General features: G+C 44.4%; 18 protein-coding genes and 1 tRNA gene. 8 read left to right on the top strand and 11 right to left on the bottom strand.

Features of this window, described 5'->3' with window-relative positions:
- Positions 1-61: 61 nt before the first annotated feature.
- The 3 genes from FN124_RS13975 to FN124_RS13965 form a co-directional block, all read right to left on the bottom strand.
- Entirely contained in the window at positions 62-1,255 is a 1,194-nt protein-coding gene (locus FN124_RS13975) for an IS256 family transposase (protein ID WP_142685320.1), read from the bottom strand.
- Positions 1,256-1,764: 509 nt separating this feature from the next.
- Positions 1,765-2,190: a hypothetical protein gene (locus FN124_RS13970; protein ID WP_142685319.1), complete on the bottom strand. Its 426-nt coding sequence runs from the start codon at positions 2,188-2,190 to the stop codon at positions 1,765-1,767.
- A 69-nt stretch (positions 2,191-2,259) separates the two neighbouring features.
- Positions 2,260-2,733 carry a hypothetical protein gene (locus tag FN124_RS13965; RefSeq protein WP_142685318.1) on the bottom strand — a complete coding sequence of 158 codons (474 nt, stop codon included), beginning with the start codon at positions 2,731-2,733 and terminating at the stop codon, positions 2,260-2,262.
- Positions 2,734-2,871: 138 nt separating this feature from the next.
- On the opposite strand from FN124_RS13965, the gene FN124_RS13960 reads away from it, so the two are divergent.
- A complete protein-coding gene (locus tag FN124_RS13960) occupies positions 2,872-3,198 on the top strand; it encodes a hypothetical protein (RefSeq protein WP_142685317.1) in 327 nt (108 codons plus the stop codon).
- A gap of 115 nt (positions 3,199-3,313) precedes the next feature.
- Here the strand turns inward: FN124_RS13960 and FN124_RS13955 are convergent, their stop codons facing one another.
- The 4 genes from FN124_RS13955 to FN124_RS13940 all read right to left on the bottom strand — a co-directional run bounded on the left by FN124_RS13955 (position 3,314) and on the right by FN124_RS13940 (position 6,599).
- Positions 3,314-4,726 carry a tyrosine-type recombinase/integrase gene (locus FN124_RS13955; RefSeq protein WP_142685316.1) on the bottom strand — a complete coding sequence of 471 codons (1,413 nt, stop codon included), beginning with the start codon at positions 4,724-4,726 and terminating at the stop codon, positions 3,314-3,316.
- A gap of 271 nt (positions 4,727-4,997) precedes the next feature.
- Entirely contained in the window at positions 4,998-5,957 is a 960-nt protein-coding gene (locus tag FN124_RS13950) for an ISAon1 family transposase (RefSeq protein WP_260607295.1), read from the bottom strand.
- Between the two features lie 16 nt (positions 5,958-5,973).
- Complete coding sequence (locus FN124_RS13945) at positions 5,974-6,297, bottom strand: ISAon1 family transposase N-terminal region protein (RefSeq protein WP_142683040.1); 324 nt, start codon at positions 6,295-6,297, stop codon at positions 5,974-5,976.
- 228 nt (positions 6,298-6,525) lie between these two features.
- Positions 6,526-6,599 (bottom strand) — tRNA-Pro (locus FN124_RS13940).
- Positions 6,600-7,016: 417 nt separating this feature from the next.
- Here FN124_RS13940 and FN124_RS13935 point away from each other — a divergent pair.
- The 6 genes from FN124_RS13935 (at position 7,017) to FN124_RS13910 (ending at position 12,331) form a co-directional block, all read left to right on the top strand.
- Positions 7,017-7,688 (top strand): arginase family protein, encoded by a 672-nt coding sequence (locus FN124_RS13935; RefSeq protein WP_142685315.1) that lies wholly within the window; start codon positions 7,017-7,019, stop codon positions 7,686-7,688.
- A 49-nt stretch (positions 7,689-7,737) separates the two neighbouring features.
- Complete coding sequence (locus tag FN124_RS13930; protein WP_142685314.1) at positions 7,738-8,343, top strand: Crp/Fnr family transcriptional regulator; 606 nt, start codon at positions 7,738-7,740, stop codon at positions 8,341-8,343.
- Between the two features lie 62 nt (positions 8,344-8,405).
- Positions 8,406-8,858 (top strand): nuclear transport factor 2 family protein, encoded by a 453-nt coding sequence (locus FN124_RS13925; RefSeq protein ID WP_142685313.1) that lies wholly within the window; start codon positions 8,406-8,408, stop codon positions 8,856-8,858.
- A gap of 189 nt (positions 8,859-9,047) precedes the next feature.
- Positions 9,048-10,070 carry an outer membrane protein assembly factor BamB family protein gene (locus FN124_RS13920; protein WP_185937192.1) on the top strand — a complete coding sequence of 341 codons (1,023 nt, stop codon included), beginning with the start codon at positions 9,048-9,050 and terminating at the stop codon, positions 10,068-10,070.
- An 86-nt stretch (positions 10,071-10,156) separates the two neighbouring features.
- Positions 10,157-11,023 (top strand): helix-turn-helix domain-containing protein, encoded by an 867-nt coding sequence (locus FN124_RS13915; RefSeq protein ID WP_142685311.1) that lies wholly within the window; start codon positions 10,157-10,159, stop codon positions 11,021-11,023.
- Between the two features lie 93 nt (positions 11,024-11,116).
- Positions 11,117-12,331 carry an epoxide hydrolase family protein gene (locus FN124_RS13910; RefSeq protein WP_142685310.1) on the top strand — a complete coding sequence of 405 codons (1,215 nt, stop codon included), beginning with the start codon at positions 11,117-11,119 and terminating at the stop codon, positions 12,329-12,331.
- 127 nt (positions 12,332-12,458) lie between these two features.
- On the opposite strand, the gene FN124_RS13905 is transcribed toward FN124_RS13910, so the two are convergent.
- From FN124_RS13905 to FN124_RS13890, 4 genes are read right to left on the bottom strand one after another with little or no spacing between them, the layout of a single operon-like run.
- The gene (locus FN124_RS13905; RefSeq protein WP_185937191.1) at positions 12,459-13,424 is read right to left on the bottom strand and encodes a 2-dehydro-3-deoxygalactonokinase; all 966 of its coding nucleotides are present in this window, start codon (positions 13,422-13,424) and stop codon (positions 12,459-12,461) included.
- 25 nt (positions 13,425-13,449) lie between these two features.
- Entirely contained in the window at positions 13,450-14,736 is a 1,287-nt protein-coding gene (locus FN124_RS13900; protein WP_142685308.1) for an MFS transporter, read from the bottom strand.
- Positions 14,737-14,757: 21 nt separating this feature from the next.
- The gene (gene dgoD / locus FN124_RS13895) at positions 14,758-15,906 is read right to left on the bottom strand and encodes a galactonate dehydratase (RefSeq protein ID WP_142685307.1); all 1,149 of its coding nucleotides are present in this window, start codon (positions 15,904-15,906) and stop codon (positions 14,758-14,760) included.
- Between the two features lie 17 nt (positions 15,907-15,923).
- On the bottom strand, positions 15,924-16,547 hold the full coding sequence (locus tag FN124_RS13890) for a bifunctional 4-hydroxy-2-oxoglutarate aldolase/2-dehydro-3-deoxy-phosphogluconate aldolase (protein WP_142685306.1): 624 nt from the start codon (positions 16,545-16,547) through the stop codon (positions 15,924-15,926).
- 166 nt (positions 16,548-16,713) lie between these two features.
- On the opposite strand from FN124_RS13890, the gene FN124_RS13885 reads away from it, so the two are divergent.
- Complete coding sequence (locus tag FN124_RS13885) at positions 16,714-17,154, top strand: (2Fe-2S)-binding protein (protein WP_142685305.1); 441 nt, start codon at positions 16,714-16,716, stop codon at positions 17,152-17,154.
- The last annotated feature ends 12 nt before the right edge of the window (positions 17,155-17,166 follow it).

Here is a 17,166-nt window from a genome sequence, read left to right as displayed (position 1 = left end):
TTTACACACTTATTGAAATAGTCCCGAATCTAATTATTAATTTGATCCCCGATTTTTAAGTTTACACACTTATTGAAATAGTCCCATGGAGTATGAAGCCCCAGTTATGGAGTGTCATGCTCCATTTCTTTTCTATGTTCATTATAGCCAGGTATACCGCCTTTTGAGCCGCGGTATCATCGGTAAACTGGACCTTTGTCTTTGTGTACTTCCTGATGCCTCTGTTGAGATTTTCAATGGTGTTGGTAGTATATATGATTTTTCGTATCTCCAGTGGGAAGTCAAAATAGCTGGTAAGATTATCCCAGTTGTTCTCCCAGGATTGAATAGCATGGCGGTATTTGGCCCTCCATTTAGCAGCAAATGTAGTCAGGGCCTGTTCGGCAGCTTCTCTATTGGTAGCCCCATACACCTCTTTAAGGTCGGCACAAAACTCTTTTCTGTCTTTCCAGACAACAAACTTGCAGCTATTGCGGATCTGATGAACAATACACAACTGAGTAACCGTTTGCGGAAATACGCCTTTAATAGCATCGGTAAAGCCCTTTAGGTTATCTGTGCAGGCAATCAATATATCTTCTACGCCACGGGCCTTTAAATCCGTTAAAATGCTCATCCAGAAAGAAGCAGATTCGGTTTCGGCAATCCACATACCCAGCACTTCTTTTAATCCATCTTTTTTGAGGCCAATAACCAGATAAATACATTTGTTGATATGTTTACCATTCTGCTTTACTTTAAGCACAATACCGTCCATCCAGACAGTAAAATAGACCGATTCAAGAGGCCGGTTCTGCCAGCTCTTGACGTGTTCTGTAATACGATGGGTAACATTAGAGATAGTGCCTTCACTGACCTCTACACCATATACTTCTTTAACATGTTCGCTAATATCAGAAGTTGTCATTCCCCGACCATACATACCAATAATAGCTTCTTCCAGCTTGTCACTCATCCGCTGTCCTTTTGGAATAAGCGCAGGCTCAAATTCACTATTTCGGTCACGGGGGATATTAAGAGCCAGATCGCCGAGGGATTCGGTTTTTACTTTCTTTTTGTAGGAACCATTACGACTATTACCTGAATTACGGCCTTCAGGGCTATGTTTCTCATAACCGAGGTGGTCATCCAGTTCTGCTTTCAGCATTTCCTCCACCCCTTGCTTAAAGAGGCCATTAAAAAAGGTATGAAACTCTTCTTTACTCTTGAACTGTTTAAAGAAGTCCTTTGGGAATTGTGGTTGTTGATTGTCCATAATACTGTATTCAAAGTTAAAAAATATTGGGGCAAATCCAGCCGCCGTACCCAGCAGGTGTCGTTTCGTTCGGCTCCGCTGCGCTCCGCCTCACTTCACTCCACCTGCTGGGTGGTATTAACTCGTATACAGTTGCTTATTATGCTATTTACACAAAGGATTAAATACTACCGAAAATAAAGTTGACTGGAAGGCTATATTTAAAGCGAACAATCTTAATGGAAACACATGCCTCTTAATCCCTGTTCTCTATGCAGTTGAGTTACCCGAGGAATCATTAAAATTGGCTATTGAAGACATCTCAATAAAATTCAGAGCGTTATTTACTTTTACCAACCTTCATCGATACGACAATACAATAATTATGGAGCCTAATATTTATACCGGCAATATTTATCATTAGGCAACATCAACTGATATTTAATGTAATGGCTACTACTAGATCTAACAGTATAGGGAACTTTGTATGACTAAGTAGTAGCTATTACATCTGATACAAGGCTTCATTTCTATGTTTTCTGTTCGCCTTTCTTAAACTTTATTGTTGAATTATTATTTAATTCTGCACTTAAGTCATTTATCACTTTTTCTGCTGAGTAATTTTCTTTAATTGCTGTCTCCACTTTTGTTTGTAACTGCTCTAACTCTAAACGAACTTCGGGGATTGGCTTACCCGATAAGCCCATTCTAATTAATTTTTCCGCTTCCTTGAATAGGCCAATATTGTAGGCTAGTACCGATGCGCTTCGACATAGTACCCCTCTTGTGGGCTCTGCATCCAGTGCGCTACTCAGCGCCTCTGCTGCCTCGTTTTCTAATATAAAAGCTTCGGAAGCAAACTTGACAAATAGTTCTTGCTGTTGGCTAAGTAGATATTCATCTGCTTTTTGGGCCAATTCCATTGCCTTAATATGAAGATTCTTAATGTTTTTCATTTTTCTAAAAGCTTGTTTAAGGAGTTGCAATTCCTGCCCCCGGTATGGGTAGATAGTATTGACTACACTTTATTTAGCTTTTTCGTATTTCTGCATTTTGTTTATCATCAGCTTGAAATTTTTAGTAATTGTTTCCAGTTCCGTTTTCCATATAAAAAATGGTTGCCTCTCCTGAAGCGGCAAATTTTTTAAGATTTCTTCTGTTGTAATTTTTAGCTTATCTAATAAGTTTTCGATAAGCGTATTTTTCCGCATAAAGAACAAATAATCCAATTGGGATATGTTAATATTGGTTTTTCCAAAATTCATTTTACTATTAGCCGCTAGGTAGGGTTTTAATTCGCTTGCCGTGGCAATACATTTTTCCATATCGTAAAGGAAGTCCATCCATTTTTTTTCATCTGGATTTATCCGGTCCTTTTTGGTTGCTTCCAGCATAATGTCGGCGGCTTTTTCCTGTATTAGATGCTCTACCAGATCGCAACTGCGTTTTATAAATGAAACCTTCTTATCAATATGGATGAAATTCGGTGATATTTCCATGTGTTTTTTTTGGTCCGGGCAATTTACTTTAACTTATGCTAATGGGAAGTTAACGATCAGGGGATCTGCAGGAATGTGATGCATCCTTTTGGCAAGGGGCGAATGTCCCTTTGGGGTAAATAAAATTTAACTTGATATATGAAATTAATTGAATTGATAGATCATCTAAAAACTGCTTCAAAAGCGCAACAACTTATCAGTGCTCAAATACCTGATGTAGATTTCGATCAGGTGGAGGTATATATGAAGGACCACTGTGGCCTTAACGCTGAAATTGCATTCTTTGATGCAGATAAAATCCCTGGGAATTTAATCATTGAAGTGGAAGGGATAAAGTATGAGAACCTTTTCCCATTATACATGGTACAGGAAATGGTAGAGGACTATGTACAGGAGTTTGGAAACAGCGTGAGCGACCAAGAAATTGCGCAGAAAATTCTTGACTACAGGGAACATGACGCATAATTCCTTCACCTTACCTAGCAGTTTATTAGTTCAATAGCGCCCAACCGATAAGTAATGAATTAAGCATACCAATCCATAATAACCCGGATAGGTATGCTTAATCAATTTACAAGGGTTACACCGCATCTCTGTGTTCCTGGGGAAGGGGCAGCTGTGGTGGAGCTGGATTTTTGTGAACGATTTCAAGCAGCTTCGGCATAATTTCGTTTGTGAATACATTTTCCAGCACCTTTGGGGCGATCTTTTCCAGCAGCAGTAGGAATTGTTCTTCGTTGATGCCATTTATTCCTATGGTCATGCCAGAATTAATCTTTTGTTGTACCCGTTGCATATACATAAGTACTAAAGGATTTCCAACCCTGGAATAGATCATGGTACTTTCTATATCTTCATGTCCCATCATGATTTGAGTGACTTCCACCGGTACACCCAATTGCGTAGTAACGGTGGTACCAAAGGTATGCCTTGCCACATATGGATGCACCTCAAAATCAAATCCACATGCAAGGCCAATGATTTTTAGGTGGTCATTCATTACCTTATTGGAAACATGCTTGAAAACCGTTTCCCGATAGGTGGCGCCCTGTTCCAGGCCAAATTCTTCCAGGATTTCTTTGGCCTTATCCAGTAGCGGTACCCATGCAGGAACTTCACTTTTTACCCTTGTGTAGGTCATCCAGATATTGCCGAACATATCTTTGGACAGTTGGCTGGGTCTGAGCGATTGTACATCAATGGGGGCCATACCCGTATAACAACAAAAAACAAAGATGGCCCGGACAAGCCTTGTTAACGGATTAATTAACACCACGTTTTCTACGGCCTGTAATTGTTCCCACACCAGGTACTCGGTTTCCTTTCTCTTAATGCTGATTTTAAATTCAGCAAATACATCTTTAACACACCATCCTTTTAAGCCGGCCCACTTCACCATCTTTTTTAACCTTTCAATATGTTTCATGGCGCCTGTCTTTTTACAAGGGTCGTTTGGCTTGATAGGGTTCTTTAAAATATAGGTAAAAAATTCATCCACGAAATTGAAGTTGAGCTGCCGCAGGGGAATATCCCCGCCGGAGTATTTTGATTCGCAAAAACGGGCGATATAGCTGTTGGTGGCCCCATAGTTTTTAAGGCTGCCTTTTTTTAGTTCCAGGCTGTATTTTTCGTAGGCGCGTTTGGTGAGTTCCAGCATGGTTACCCGCTCTATGGCATCACCCTGGCCTAAATAGTGGTTTTTGATGTTGTCTGCAGTGAGTATGCCTTCATTTAATTCCAGCTCCTGGTAGATGGCTGTTAGCTTCGCATCGACCTTGTTTAGGTAGGTATCAAACTCTCTTAATTCTTTGGTATAAAGATGGGGTCTACCTCTCCCTTCGTTCCAGTTCTTGGGGTCAAATCCGCCTTTAATGGTGATCTCCCTTTCAGGAGTGCCGTTGCAAGAAATTTTTGCGAATACAGAATAGTCTTTCCGTTTGTTTTTGTTTTGCCTGATGGAGAATAAAACTCCAAAGGTGTTTTCGCTTCTCATGTTGTTTTCTCATTTTAAATGGACAAATCAATTACTCAATAAAACCGGACCCACTGGCCAAAAAATGAGTAGAAAAAAGCGCTCGCATACCATTTGAAACAAGTTGATATGCTTTGTAATGAAATGCAATACAAATCACTACATATGCTAAATAATCTACATTGAGTAGGTAAATTACTCAATAAACCTACTCAATGGATTACGCGGCTAATAACTTGAAATTGGATGTAATAAGGGATCAAGTTGAAAAGTTGGGGGATGTCCATAAATTTTAGGCATAAAGTTTAGTCAATCTATAAAGAAAGAATTCTACATCCCGCACCCCTCGCAGTGCATTTCTAAAGGACTTTACTTTTGCATTGAATGATTCTGCAGCCGCATTGGTGGCTCTGTTGTTGAAGAAGTTGAGGATACCCAGATAATGAGTTCTGATAGTCCTGGCAACGGTCTTGAAGGATAAAATCCCCGCTTCCTCCACGTCATTATACCACAAAGCCAGCTTCTTAAATGCTTCTTCTTTACACTTACAATGTCTGTAAACCTCACCGAGTCGCAGGGATAGCTGGTAGGATTTATGAATAAGGGGGTAATGACTAAATAAAAGTTCCGCTCTCTGCTGCTGCTCTCTGGTCCATAGTCTGGGATGCTTAAATAGCAAGTATCGGCTTCTGGCCAGCAGCTGTTTAGCTGTATCGCCGTTAGCGAGCCTGACTGGCTCATACTTCATTGCGGCTCGTTTTGCCTGCTCGTATTCCAGATTCTCCTGTTCCAGGGCTTCCCAGCGATGCTTTATTCTGATTTCCTGTACCGCATCAAAAGCCAGGTGTTGCACATGGAAGCGATCTATCACCCGATGGGCGTTAGGGAAACAGGCTTTAACAGCGCTATTAAGGCTACCAGACATATCGATGGTAACTTCCTGTACTCTTCCACGCAGGCGTTTAGGGATCTTAAACAGTATTTCTTTCAGAAATTCAGACTGAGTGCCCTTGATCATAGCCACTATTGAGCCTTTGCGCCCTTTGGCCAGCTTATTAGTGACAATTGTATACAGTTCTCCACTGGAAAAGGCTGTCTCGTCTATACTTAAAGCGGCACCAATGTTTTGTTCAAAAAGCATCCATTCAGTAGCATGTTCTTTTTGATCCCAGGTACCAAAATCACTGAGATGATGCTTGTATTGCTGGCCTAACTGTTTACCGTCTATCTGAAAGAAATGGCCCAATTGCACAGGGCTTACAGGATATTTATCTAAGTAATCCTTTTAAAAAAGCACCGAACTCCGGTGTCATTCGTGTGCCTTTTTTAACTATTTCCCAATCTCTTGTTATTATTTCTCCATCCTCTAAAACCTCCCACCGACGGCGTTTGGCATGCAGGGTGACCTTTTGGCCACGTATAGGAAAATCCTGAATTGCAATTTCTGAGAAGAAACCTTTGGAGTGTGCTTTTCTATGCTGATGCTCTACTGGGATTGTATTCTTTTCTTCCAGGTATATATCAATACCCTCCTTATTCTGACTTGAATCAATTAAGTCAAAATACTCTAAAACCCCTGCTGGTAACAGCATCTCTACTAGTTTGCGAAAATTCTGATCCACGTGCTTCGTTGGTTAATCTGCTGCAAAAAAACTACTTTTTATCCTATCCCCCAACTTTTCAACTTGATCCCCAACTTTTCAACTTGATCCGTAATAAGATGGTATATGGCGGAAAACAAAAAAGCCCGCAGATCTATGATCTACGGGCTTTTGCGGCGAATTTGATAACAAAGTGTTACAAAACATTTTGCCTAAAAGTCGGGACGACTGGATTCGAACCAGCGACCTCTTGCACCCCATGCAAGCGCGCTACCGGGCTGCGCTACGTCCCGTTTTTACCGGTATTCCCGTGTTTTACGGGATGCAAAAATAGTTAATTATTTTATTTTTCAAAATTTAAATCCCTTTTTCATAATTATTTAGATCAAAAAACCAGGCAGCATCTGTTGAAAACGGATTTAAATGAGAAACGTGAGTAATCACTCACCCTGGAACAGAATTTGCGCCCCTCTGCACATGAAAATCCTGAAAAACCATATAGAAATAATAGCAGCACCATCCATACTTGGCCTAAAGCCTAATGGTGTGGAGCTCCTGCCTGAGGCCCTCATCAACGCAGGACTTGAAAAGCAGTTGCAAACCAATATTCCTGTTCAATACCTCTCCACATTGAACGCCATGTACAGCAAGGATAGAGATCCTGAAACCGGATGCCTCAATCCTGATACGCTCCGGCAGTTCTCCATAAAATTGGGCAAAGTAATAGCTGCTACAGCCGGCAGGAAACATTTGCTTTTGTTTTGGGAGGAGATTGCAGTATCCTGCTGGGAATTATGTCCGGGCTTAAAACCATGGGTACCTATGGCCTGGTATTCATAGATGCCCACGCCGATTTTTATGAGCCTTCAAAATCCCCAACGGGGGAAGTAGCAGATATGGACCTGGGCTTTGTAACCGGCCGTGGCCCCGCCAGTCTAACCAATATCAACAATTCACAACCTTATGTAAAGGATGAACATGTGATCCATGTTGCACAACGGGATGCAGCTGAGGCTGCACATTATGGCTCCCGGGATATCCGTGATACGTCCATTCGTGTTTATGATATGGAGCTGATCGGACAGAAAGGTATAGAAACCGTAACTACTGGCATCATTGCAGATATCAATAACTGGAAGGTAGATGGTTACTGGCTGCATTTCGATACCGACTCCCTTGCCGATGAGATCAATCCCGCAGTAGAATACCACCTGCCCGGTGGTCTTTCCTTTGAGCAGACGGCCTATCTCATCAACCAGTTGCTCCACACCGGCAATATGGCCGGCATCAGCGTTACCATCTTTAACCCTCGTATGGACCCGGACGGCCATATCGCCAAGAACATCACCCAAATGCTTATCCGCGCTTTTACTGCCGGTTGAGCTACATCTCCGCTTCAATAATATCTTCGTACTGGAAATCAATCCGGCCATGACAACAGCTTATCAAAAGATCCTCGCAGGCATCAATAGGGTTAGCAGAATTACAGAAGAGGACTGGAATCTTTGCCAGGCCGGTCTTCGTTATAAATCCTTCAAAAAAGGCGAGTTCTTTATAGAAGAAGGGAAGATCTATAAAGAGATCGCCTTTGTTATCAACGGTCTTTTCCGTGCATATTATGTGATTGACGGAGAAGAGATCAATTGCAGCTTTTTCTTTGAGGGACAATGGCCCAAAGCCTATCACAGTTTTCTTACGCAAACACCAGGCAAAATGTGGATCCAGGCCATGGAGGATTCGGAGGTCTTCCTCCTCTCCTATGAGTTACTACAATCATTGTTCAATACCAGCAGAAACTGGGAAAGGTTTGGCCGCATCGCTGCCGAAACACTGTACGTGTCTGCCCTGCTATGCAGTGAAATGTTGTTACTTGACAAACCGGCAGACAGATATCTCAAACTGCAACAACAGCAACCTGAAATACTGGAACGTATCCCGTTGTATCATATCGCTTCCTATATCGGCATCAAACAGGCCTCCTTGAGCCGCATCCGCAAAAGACTTTCAAAAAAGGCGATAGCTGAAGTACGATTATAACCCAGGTTATAATGGAATGGCCCATCAGTTCCTAATTTTACAGTGTACAAAAACAGTATGTAATGAAAAGAATTACAGGCACTATCGCTCTGCTTATAGTGATGATGACTACTTATGGCCAATCTAAAGATCAACATATGCAAACACAACAGATACTGGACGTCAATCGCCAGCTTTTTAAAGGCACCGCCGAAAAAACAGAAGCACTGATCCGGGAAAATATAGCAGATGGCTTCCTGTTCACGACTGCAAATGCAGATGTACTGGATAAGGAAGGCTATATCAAAGGCTTCGCACTTCATCCTTCCATAAAAATATCATTGATGAGCACCTCAGATGAGCATGTGACCATCTCCGGTTCAACTGCGATTCTGACCGGAGTAGCACATATCAGGATCGCTAAAAATAATGAAGCCCCCCGCGACCTTCTGGAGAGAATTACAGGCACTTATATTCTCGCCGGTGGCCGTTGGAAAATGCTGGCTTTACAAGCAACTTATGTTCCCGGGAAATAAAAGCGGCGGCCCCCTGTCTTTACTCTTCCTGCCGCCAACCTCTTTCCCGGCTACCGGAGGCAAATACATTAGTTACGACAAAGAAAACATTGTATTTTAGTGGATACCTCTCCTTTGAGAGTTTGTTTCAAACTTACCATGTAAGTGCATTTTGAAACATCAGCTTTATTTTTTTTGTCAGATAATATGATGCAATTAGTCCACCGACTAAACCAGGTACAGGAACCGCTTATTACAGCAGCAGGTATTGTTTATAAGAACAGCGATAACGCTATCATCCGGATAGACTACAATCTTTTAGTTAGCGGAGGCGTACCGGAGCCAACGCCTTTTGTGCTGGTTGCAGCAGCAAATGAGGAAGTGGTTATTCGGACAAAAGACAACATCATTACCTGGAACACAGATAGCAACGTTAGAAAGGAATATCCGTTCAATTATACAGGCAGCCTGCAGATCAAACTGCTGTATGATGATAGTATGATCATCCGCAATAAAACGGCTGCCGGCTGGAACCTGAGCAAATATAATTTCCGGAATTCCAGCATTATCTGGGAAACTGATGGCGCCTATACTCACCTTTTCACCAGGAATGGCGATCTGTTAGTGGCAACACATACTGAGAAAAAAGAGCTGCTCACCTGTTTCAGCGAAGCAAAAGGCACCGCCATGTGGGAAGTGAATATAAATGAGCTGGGCCTGCCTGCAGGGAATTATGAGATCGTCGCCCGCGGACAGTTTGCCGGTAACCGTATATACGTAGGCGTTACCAGCGGGCAAACAGACTATCTACTTTGCCTGGATGCCGGGAACGGCAGGTTACACTGGCTGGTGAAAGGCGCTGGCATGAGGTTCCAGGTAACGGGTCAGACCATATTATGCTTTGTGAACAGGGAAATATGGCATATCAATGCTGCGGATGGTGTATGCCTTCACAGCGTGGACCTGTCATCTCTTATTAAATTTGCAGACATTGACCTTTATGCCAATATAATATTCAGGGATAACAAAATGTACATGGCAGGTATCCTGGATACCATTATCAGCGAATGGGATATACAAACCGGCGAGCTGTTATGGCATTACCGGATACACGATACCAGCAAAACCGGCCGTAAAGGTATTATGATCCCCGCGGCCGAAGATGTATTTTATGTATTTGATAACCGCATGTATGTGCTGGATTCAGAACAGACCTTACATATATTTACATGATCATTTGCGCCATCCCATTATACAGCACATTTTTTTGGTAATCCGCCCAACAATACCTTAATTTATAGCAACCATACATACCCCATATGAGAAAGGGAATGGATCTTGCATCATTCGACATCTTTAAATATATAAAGTATAATTTCTTTAAAGCAGCAAATACCCAATACATGCTGCTGGACGATGCCACCTTTAAAGTGGCAGACATCCGTTTCCCGATACGTAACTTTTTTTATGGTATAGGCATCACTTACGGCGGTAAAGACAACGTTCTTATTGCAAACAATGAATACGTCATAAGCAAGGGCAGTTGTATTGCCATCGGCCCGGGTACTATTTCCCAATGGCTGAATGAATCTACAGCACTAACGGATACGGCACTGTTTACACGCGATTTTTTCAGGAGCTCCCCTTTTGCCGGGTTTCCTGATTCACTTCCGTTCTTCCAGCCCGGCGGCAACCATGTAATCCAGTTAAATACCGCGCAATTAAAGCAAATGAGATTGTTGTTCAACACACTTAAAGCGTTCAGGGATGATGAAACCATTGTTACCGGTATCGTTTATTCCATTCTCATGCTTGCAAACAAAATGTATGATATCGATCTTAACCATAAGCTGAATGGGCTCACTCATAAACAAAAACTGGCAAGGCAATTTCAAAGCCTTGTGGTGGAACATTTCTTAACAAAACGAACCGTCGATTTTTATGCCCGGGAAATGAATATAACCCCCAAATACCTGAGTGAGATCCTGTTATCCGAAATAGGAAAACCCGCCAAAACATTGATCGACGAAACGGTTTTCCTGGAAGCAAAAACATTATTGAGACAAACAACTATGTCGGTCCAGGAAATTGCCGACTGGCTTAATTTCCCCGAAACTTCCAACTTTATTAAAGCTTTTAAAAAAAGAGAGCACCTAACGCCTGCTGCATACAGGAAGCATGAATAATGCATTACCGGAAAAAATTACCATTATTACCGACATTTTGATAATTATGCTGATAATTTTTGAAGCAACTTTACTGCAACAAAACTATATAGCATGAATAACACAATCACCCCGTTCTCAATTAACATTCCCCAGGCGGAAATTGATGATCTGAATCAAAGACTAGCCTTATCGCGCTTTCCTGCAGGAAAAACAAATGACTGGAAATGCGGAGCGCCCGTGCCTTATCTCCAAAAAATTGCACACTATTGGCAAACAACATTTAACTGGAAAAAGCAGGAAGCCTGGTTAAACCAATACCCCCAATACATGGCCAACATAAATGGTCAGCCTATACATTTTCTGCATATCAGATCAGCTGATCCAAATGCTATTCCATTGATGCTCATTCACGGTTATCCCAGCTCATTTGTTGAATTTATAAAGATAGCCGACCTGCTTACCAACCCGCCACAACATGGAACGGAACCAGCCGTTTCTTTTCATTTGATCATTCCCTCCATACCAGGATTTGGCTTTTCCATTCCTTCTAATGACGAAAGTTGGGACCTGATAAAAATAGCGGCTGTTCTTGCAGAACTGATGACCACATTGGGATATGAAAAATTTGCTGTGCATGGTACAGATATGGGCGCTGGCATTACAGGCATGCTATCCGCAATTGCAGGCCACCGGTTAATAGGAACGCATGTAAATACCGATTACACAGCTGTAACAGGCATGGGTATGTTGCCGCAGGATCTGCAATCCTTCTCAGACCTTGAAAAGGAACAGATCACCAGGTTCCGGGATTATGAAAAAAATGAAACCGCCTATCTGAAGATCTTATCAACAAAACCACAAACATTGGCGTATGCGCTCACCGATAGCCCTGTAGGCCTATTAGGCTGGATCATGGAGAAATTCCAGGCATGGACAAATGCCGCGAAACATTTGCCTGAAGATGCCATCGGGTTAGATCTTATGCTTACCAATATTTCAATTTACTGGTTCAATAAGCTTGGGGCATCTGCTGCTTATACATTGTACGATGGCATGAATATGTCGTTCAACTGGAATACACAAAACAGTGATGCCAATACACAACCGGCAGCTGAACAATCATGGGCGCCGCCAAAAGTCCCATCGGCAATGGCAGCCTTTGGTGGCAATGGTGCACTCCTTAAAAAATTACTGGGGCCGCTGGGCAACCCCGACAGGTGGAGCTCTTATGATGAGGGATTACATTTTCCGGCGATGGAGTGCCCTGAGCTACTGGCGAAAGATATATATAGTTTCTTCCAGGCATATGGTGCCCCCACTGTCTGATGAAGCAGTGGGGCAAGGCGCTATCATTAAAAAACGCCTCCCACTTGCTTCCCTTATTCCATCAACCAATAATTCAAACCTGTAAACCACTGGTTAAAACTTCTCTGCTAAAGCAAAAACACTAGTTTCAGGTATCGTTCACTCCTGAATTATACCTCATGTCATTACGCTCTCTGATAGTTCTCAGCACCACCTCCCTCTGCCCTCTCACCAACGCTTCATCCCCATCAATCACCTTCGCTACCTTTATCTCCAGCGCCTCGCACGCCGCAGTGTAAAGCCGGGCATGCTGCGGCCCCGCCACCAGGAATACCTCCACATCAGCCGGTACCGCTTTCAGTTCCGCACCAATCAACAACCCGCTTAAATAAGAACGGTTATGTGCCGCTGGCATCTTTTTGAGCACCTGGTTGGTACGTACCATAAACGCCGCATGCAGCAGGTTATCCGACCATCCGGCGCGCACCCCTTCCGTAAAGCAGGCAAGGGAATCTTCCAGCGTGCCTTCTGCACCTACCGATGCAGCAAGGATACTGTGCGTGGACAACAGATCAAAAAATTCGCCTGTCATGAAAGTTTGAAAACGAACTGCCTGTTTGTTATGCACTACTATATGCTTGGGATGCGTACCCGGTAGTAACAGCCATTGCTCCTCATCAACATCAGGTAGCAATGTATGACAGCCGACTACTTTGGTTTCTTCTCCCCGCATTACATCATGCCCATTGCTGGCGCCGGAAACAATAATAAACCGTTGAAAGGTATGCACTCCCAAACCGGTTCCGCCCAGGTGAAAAGGCAGTGCTTTATAAGGCAGTTCTATCATGCCGATACTGGAAGAGGCCATACCGGAAAGCACTACAGGCACATCTTGCAGCGGGATACCTGTTCTTCCCTCAAGCTCGTCAATCTGCCGGTTGATGATCGCAGCAAAAAATTCTTCACGTGGCAGGGTTGTTTGCTGCCATTGCTGGTATGTACCGGCAATACCCGCCCCTGATCTTTCTTCTGCTATAATATGCAGGCTATCGGTTTCCGCCAGCCGTAGCCGGAAAGAGCTGGTGCCCCAGTCGCAACTTAAAAAATATTTCATCTCCTGCCTGTTTATACTATTTTCTTTACTCATCCTCTCCCGTTTTTATCCGCTCCACATTCCCTACCAGGAAAAGATAGGAGCATGCTCCCAGCAGCCCCAGCATCGCCACAAATACCAATGCCGGCGCGAAGTTACCGCCGCTGGCCAGGAAACCTATTGCAATGGGCACAATGATGCCCGCCAGTTGTCCAACAAAATTAAATACACCACCGGTAAGATTGATGAGATGTTTGGGTGCCAGCGTGGATACAAAGATCCAGGTGATGGAAGCAAAGCCTATCCCAAAAAATGAGAGCGACATAAAAAAGATAATAAGCCCGGGCGCATTTACATAATTGGCGCCCAGTATAAAGACCGACAACAGCAAACCTATGATGATAGGCCGCTTGCGCGCTTTTGCAACAGATACACCTTTCTTCACCAGGTAGTCTGATAAAAAACCGGAACACAAAATACCGGTAAATGCAGCGAGATAAGGTACCGATGCCCAGTAGCCTGATTTGATGAAATCCAGTCCCCGGTAGTCCACCAGGTATTTCGGGAACCAGGTAAGGAAAAACCAGAGCGTAGCGTTCACTGCAAACTGGCCTATATAAATGCCCCACAACTTACGGTAAGAAAGCACGGCCTTCAGATCGGTCCAGCGGAAAGCCGTTCTCTTTTCAGCCTGCTGCTTGTCCAGCATGCCGCCGCCGCTTTCAATATGCTGCAGCTCCGCGGCGTTCACGCCCTTATGCATGAACGGGTCCCGGTAAAACAGGTACCATATAACGCCCCATATAATGCCAATGAGACCGGTCACCACGAACAGCCCTTTCCATCCTACTTCCAGCTGGATCATCGACAACACCGGCATCAAAAAGGCCAGGCCCAGGAACTGCCCGGAAGTATATACCGCAATAGCGGAAGCCCGCTCATTGTCCGGGAACCAGTTGCTCACCACCCGGTTATTGATGGGAAATGCGGGCGCTTCAAACGCGCCGGTGGCCATACGTAAACCAAACAGCGTGGTAAAGCCTTTTGCAAACCCCTGTATAATAGTGGCAAGCGACCAGGCAATAAGACTGAAAGTATACAAAATACGTGGACTAAAACGGTTCACCAGTATGCCGCCGGGGATCTGGAACGCCAGGTAGGTCCAGCTAAAAGCGGAAAAGACCAACCCCAGTTGCACCGGTGTAAGTTTAAACTCCTTGTCTATTTCAGAAGCGGCTACGGCCAGGTTGCTTCTGTCCATATAGTTGATCACTACGTTCACAAATATCAGGAACAGTATCCGGTATCGTATATTGGTAGGTTTAACACTCATGTTTTAGTTGCAGGTCTGTATTTACCATTCTGCTACACTGCCATCCGTGTGGCGCCACACGGGATTGCGCCAGTTATGCCCTTCCTCGGCCATTTTTCGTACATACGCTTCGTTTATCTCTATACCCAAACCAGGTTTGGAAGGAATTTCCACATAGCCGTCTTTGTACTGGAACACGGTTTTATCAACCAGGTAATCCAGCAGGTCGCTGCCCTGGTTGTAGTGAATACCCAGGCTTTGCTCCTGTATAAAAGCATTATGACAGGTAGCATCTACCTGCAAACAGGCGGCCAGTGCAATAGGTCCCAGCGGACAATGCGGGGCGGCCGCCACATCAAAGGCTTCCGCCATGGAAATAATTTTCTTGCACTCGGTAATGCCACCGGCGTGTGAAACATCAGGCTGAATAATGTCTGCGTATCCTTCTTTCAGCAGCGTTTTAAATTGCCATTTGGAGAACATACGCTCACCGGTGGCAATGGGGATAGCTACATGTCGGGCTATTTCGCGCAGGTCTTCATTATTTTCCGGCAGCACCGGTTCTTCAATAAACATCGGGCGGAAAGGCTCCAGCTCTTTGGCCAGTATTTTGGCCATAGGCTTGTGTACCCTGCCGTGAAAATCGATGCCGATACCCATACCGGGGCCACCCGCCTCGCGCACTGCGGCAATACGTTGTATAGCAGCATCTATCTTTTCATAGCTGTCTATATACTGCAGTTCCTCAGTAGCATTCATTTTCACGGCCAGGAAACCCTGCTCTGCCATCTTATGGGCAGCAGCTCCCACTTCTGCAGGACGGTCGCCGCCAATCCAGGAATAGACCTTCATTTTGTCGCGCGCCCTGCCTCCCATCAACTGGTAAACGGGCGCGTTGTAGTATTTTCCCTTGATGTCCCACAGCGCCTGGTCGATGCCCGCAATGGCGCTCATCAGAATAGGCCCTCCGCGGTAAAAGCCGGCGCGGTACATCACGTTCCAGTGATCTTCAATCTGCATAGGGTCTTTACCTATCAGGTATTCCATCAGTTCATCCACTGCAGTTTTAACAGTAGCGGCTTTGCCTTCAATCACCGGTTCGCCCCAGCCAATAATACCTTCGTCCGTTTCTATTTTCAGGAACAGCCAGCGGGGCGGCACCTGGAACAATTCATAGCTTCTTATTTTCATAACGTTGTATTGCTTTTTCAGGATTGAATGGCGCGGATAAACTGCCTCGATTTTTCCGTCAGTTGCTGCAGGTATTCCGGCGTAATGGCGGCCTTTGCATTCACCAGCGCGCTGCCAATACCAAAACCGGCGGCGCCAGCCTGCTGGAAATCCCTGATGTTCTCCGGTGTGATACCACCGGTTGGCAGCAGGTGCATTTTGGGCAGGGGCGCTGTAATATCTTTGATATATGAGGCAGAAGTAGCCGGGAAAACCTTGATCATATCTGCTCCCTGTTTATAGGCTGCATAAATTTCAGTGGCGGTATAAGCGCCCGGAATGCTCACCAGGCCAAGCCCGCGGGCTGTTGTGATCACTTCCGGTTCCAGTATGGGGGAAAGGATAAAACGGGCTCCCGCAGCAGCTGCTTCACGGGCCGTAACGGCGTCCAGCACAGTGCCAGCGCCTATGATCATTTTATCGCCCATCCTGGCAGATACTTCTTTGATAACGGTCAGCGGATCAGCTGAATTCATTGTCACCTCCAGCAGGCGGATACCACCTGCATACATGGCCTCTGCCAGCCTTAGCACATATTCCGGCTGCACACCACGCACGATGGCAATGATCTTATGTTCGAGTATTTGAGAGAGTGTAGACATGGAATTTATACGTATGATTGAATCACGGTAAGATAAAAATAAATAAGTGTATTTTCAACATTTCTTATCCTTTAGGTACCGGGCTTGCAGAAGTACCCTATTATGATTAAATTAAGTTTGATTTACCCGATAGCAACGGTTTTCTCATCATTATAAATCGTCTCTTATGAAGATCAATGTAAACGGCACGGATTATACCCTGGATGTGCCGGCTAACACTTCCCTTCTTGATGCTTTAAGAGTAAATCTACATCTCACCGGGAGTAAATACGGCTGCGGCGAAGGCGCCTGCGGTGCATGCAGGGTGCTCATCGACGGTCATGCTACGCCTTCCTGTATTACACCGCTGGCCAGCGTACAGGATAAATTTGTGGTCACCATAGAAGGACTGGAAAAAGAAGGACAGCTGCATCCCGTACAACAGGCGTTTCTTGATGAAGATGCTTTTCAATGCGGCTACTGCTGCTCCGGCATGATCATCTCAGCAGTTGCTTTAAAAACAAAAAATCCCAGGCCCACCAGGCAGGAGATCATAGAAGCCATGCAGGGAAATATTTGCCGCTGCTGCGTTTACCCACGGATCATAAAAGCTGTCAGCAAAGCTTAACTTAAAACCACA

The sequence above is a fragment of the Chitinophaga polysaccharea genome (assembly GCF_902150045.1).
GTDB lineage: Bacteria > Bacteroidota > Bacteroidia > Chitinophagales > Chitinophagaceae > Chitinophaga > Chitinophaga polysaccharea_A.
This window is presented reverse-complemented; position numbering and strand designations above follow the sequence as displayed.